The sequence below is a fragment of the Nocardia sp. NPDC060220 genome (genome assembly GCF_042727815.1).
In the GTDB taxonomy this organism is placed as follows: Bacteria; Actinomycetota; Actinomycetes; order Mycobacteriales; family Mycobacteriaceae; genus Nocardia.
Genome location: NZ_JBHWZY010001006.1, coordinates 1 through 2261, shown reverse-complemented (window position 1 = coordinate 2261; position 2261 = coordinate 1). Strand labels below are relative to the sequence as shown.

The 2261-nt window shown below is 67.3% G+C and carries 4 protein-coding genes; all 4 read left to right on the top strand.

Translation table 11 applies throughout. From position 1 onward, the window contains the following. The first annotated feature begins 134 nt into the window (after window positions 1–134). Window positions 135–407 carry a GlsB/YeaQ/YmgE family stress response membrane protein gene (locus ACFWF3_RS32905; RefSeq protein ID WP_101465422.1) on the top strand — a complete coding sequence of 91 codons (273 nt, stop codon included), beginning with the start codon at window positions 135–137 and terminating at the stop codon, window positions 405–407. Window positions 408–477: 70 nt separating this feature from the next. Continuing rightward, complete coding sequence (locus ACFWF3_RS32900) at window positions 478–1191, top strand: phosphatidylserine decarboxylase (RefSeq protein WP_364403759.1); 714 nt, start codon at window positions 478–480, stop codon at window positions 1189–1191. Then, the gene (locus ACFWF3_RS32895) at window positions 1188–2069 is read left to right on the top strand and encodes a CDP-alcohol phosphatidyltransferase family protein (RefSeq protein WP_378633841.1); all 882 of its coding nucleotides are present in this window, start codon (window positions 1188–1190) and stop codon (window positions 2067–2069) included. Before ACFWF3_RS32900 ends, ACFWF3_RS32895 begins: the two co-directional genes overlap by 4 nt. A 35-nt stretch (window positions 2070–2104) precedes the next feature. Further along, window positions 2105–2261, top strand: a 157-nt coding sequence (locus ACFWF3_RS32890) for a sigma factor (protein ID WP_379317788.1), incomplete at its 3' end; no start/stop codon positions are given.

Genomic DNA, 2261 nt, shown 5'->3' with positions numbered 1-2261 from the left:
CCATGTGAACGCTCAGACATGAGGCTTCCTCATATTAGCGTCTCATGATCAGAGTGTCGATTGTCACAGTGGAGCCGGGGGTATCTTGGTGACAAGGCGATTGCTCGCCGACCCTTCGAGGGATCGAGGACAGCATGCTCGGACTCGGCATCATCAGTTGGATCATCATCGGCGGTCTGGCCGGTTGGATCGCGAGCAAGTTCATGAAGACCGACGCACAGCAGGGCATTCTGCTCAATATCGTGGTCGGGATCATCGGCGGGCTACTCGGCGGCTTCGTGCTGAGTCTGTTCGGCGTCGATGTGGAAGGCGCGGGCTGGATCTTCAGCTTCATCACCTGTCTGGTGGGCGCCTGCGTGTTGTTGTACCTGGTGAAGCTGTTCACCGGGCGTAAATCGGTCCACTGACCACAGGTGCTTGCCCCGGGCTTCCCGTAAGGTGTGATCGCTTGTAGTCATCACACGAAAGAGGGAGCCCGTGGCACGCCGCCCCACCCCGCCCGGCACGCCCGATACCACCGGCGTCGGACATGTCGTCGACTTGGTGCGGGCCGCTGTACCCCCACTACATCCCGCCGGACTGCCGTTCGTGGCGGTGCCGTTGGCAGTGGCGGTCATCGGCGGACGTAATAAATGGGTGCGGAGGGCCGGTCTGGCCTCGGCCGCCGCCTGCGCCGCTTTCTTCCGGCACCCGCATCGCGTGCCGCCGAACCGGGCGGGCATCGTGGTCGCGCCCGCCGACGGTGAGGTGGCGCTGGTCGACACCGCGGTGCCGCCCGTCGAGCTCGGACTCGGCGATCAGCCGTTGCCGCGCGTCAGCATCTTCCTGTCGGTGCTCGATGTGCACGTGCAGCGCGTTCCGGTGTCCGGAACCGTGCGCGAGGTGCTGCATCAGCCGGGCAAGTTCCTCTCGGCCGATCTGCCGGAGGCCTCCGACGCCAACGAGCGCAACAGCATGGTCATCGACACCGCCGACGGTAAGCAGGTCGTCGTGGTGCAGATCGCCGGACTGCTGGCCCGTCGCATCGTCTGCGACGCCCGCGTCGGTGACCTGCTCACCATCGGTGACACCTACGGCCTGATCCGGTTCGGGTCTCGCGTCGACACGTACTTCCCGATCGGCACCGAACTGCTGGTGGCCCCCGGGCAGCGCACGATCGGGGCCGAAACAGTCCTGGCTGTGCTGGGATGATCGAACAGGCTCGCACAGCACCTCGCAAACGACCCCGCTCGGTGCGATTGCTGCCGAGCGTCGTCACCATTCTCGCGCTGTGCGCCGGCCTGTCGGCAGTGAAGTTCGGGCTCGACGGTGAGCTCGGGATCGCGCTGGCGATGGTCGGTGCCGCCGCCGTGCTCGACACGCTCGACGGGCGGCTCGCGCGCATGCTCGACGCCACCAGCAAGATGGGCGCAGAACTCGATTCGCTCTCGGACGCGATCTCGTTCGGCGTCGCGCCCGCGCTGGTCATCTACGTGACCCTGCTCGACGGCAACAGCGCGGGCTGGATCGTCGCGCTGTTGTTCGCGGTGAGCCTGGTCTTGCGCCTTGCCCGCTTCAACACCCTGCTCGACGACGATTCCCGGCCCAACTGGGCGCGTGAGTACTTTGTCGGTGTCCCCGCGCCCGCCGGAGCGCTGATCGCGCTGGTGCCGATCGCGCTGAAGGTGCAGTTCGGCGACGGCTGGTGGGACGGTTTCGCCTTCGTCGCCGCCTGGACGGTCTTCGCCGCGCTGCTGTGTGTGAGCACCATCCCGACCCTGGCGATGAAGTCGGTGTCGGTCGCTCCGCAGGCCGCGGCCGGGCTGCTGGTGCTCACTGCGCTGGCCGCCGCGTTGCTGGTCACGTACCCGATCGTGCTGCTGCTGATCTTGGTCGCGCTCTACCTCGCGCACATCCCGTTCGCCTGGCGGTCGGCCCGCTGGGTGGCCGCGCGGCCGGAGACCTGGCAGCACAAGCCGGCTGAGCGGCGGGCCCAACGGCGGGCGCAGCGACGGATGCCCGCGATCCGCCGACCGGCGATCCGTGGCTCGGCGCGCCTGCGCCTGCGTCGCCCGCGCAACGACGACTGACCAGGCATCCGACCCTCGCGACTGGACGTTTCGACATGGAGCAATCAACGCCACCTCCGCCACCCGAGGACCCCACGGCGCCGGCCACCGATATCACTGAGTTTCTGGAGCATCGGCCGCGGCTGTTCTCGCTTGCGTACCGGATGTTCGGTGCGGCGAGTGAGGCCGAGGACGTCGTGCAGGAGGTATACC

What these genes read in the sequence shown, in the direction of transcription:
- ACFWF3_RS32895 (WP_378633841.1), top strand. Translation starts at nt 1,188, where the DNA reads ATGATCGAACAGGCTCGCACAGCACCTCGCAAACGACCCCGCTCGGTG.
- ACFWF3_RS32905 (WP_101465422.1), top strand. Translation starts at nt 135, where the DNA reads ATGCTCGGACTCGGCATCATCAGTTGGATCATCATCGGCGGTCTGGCC.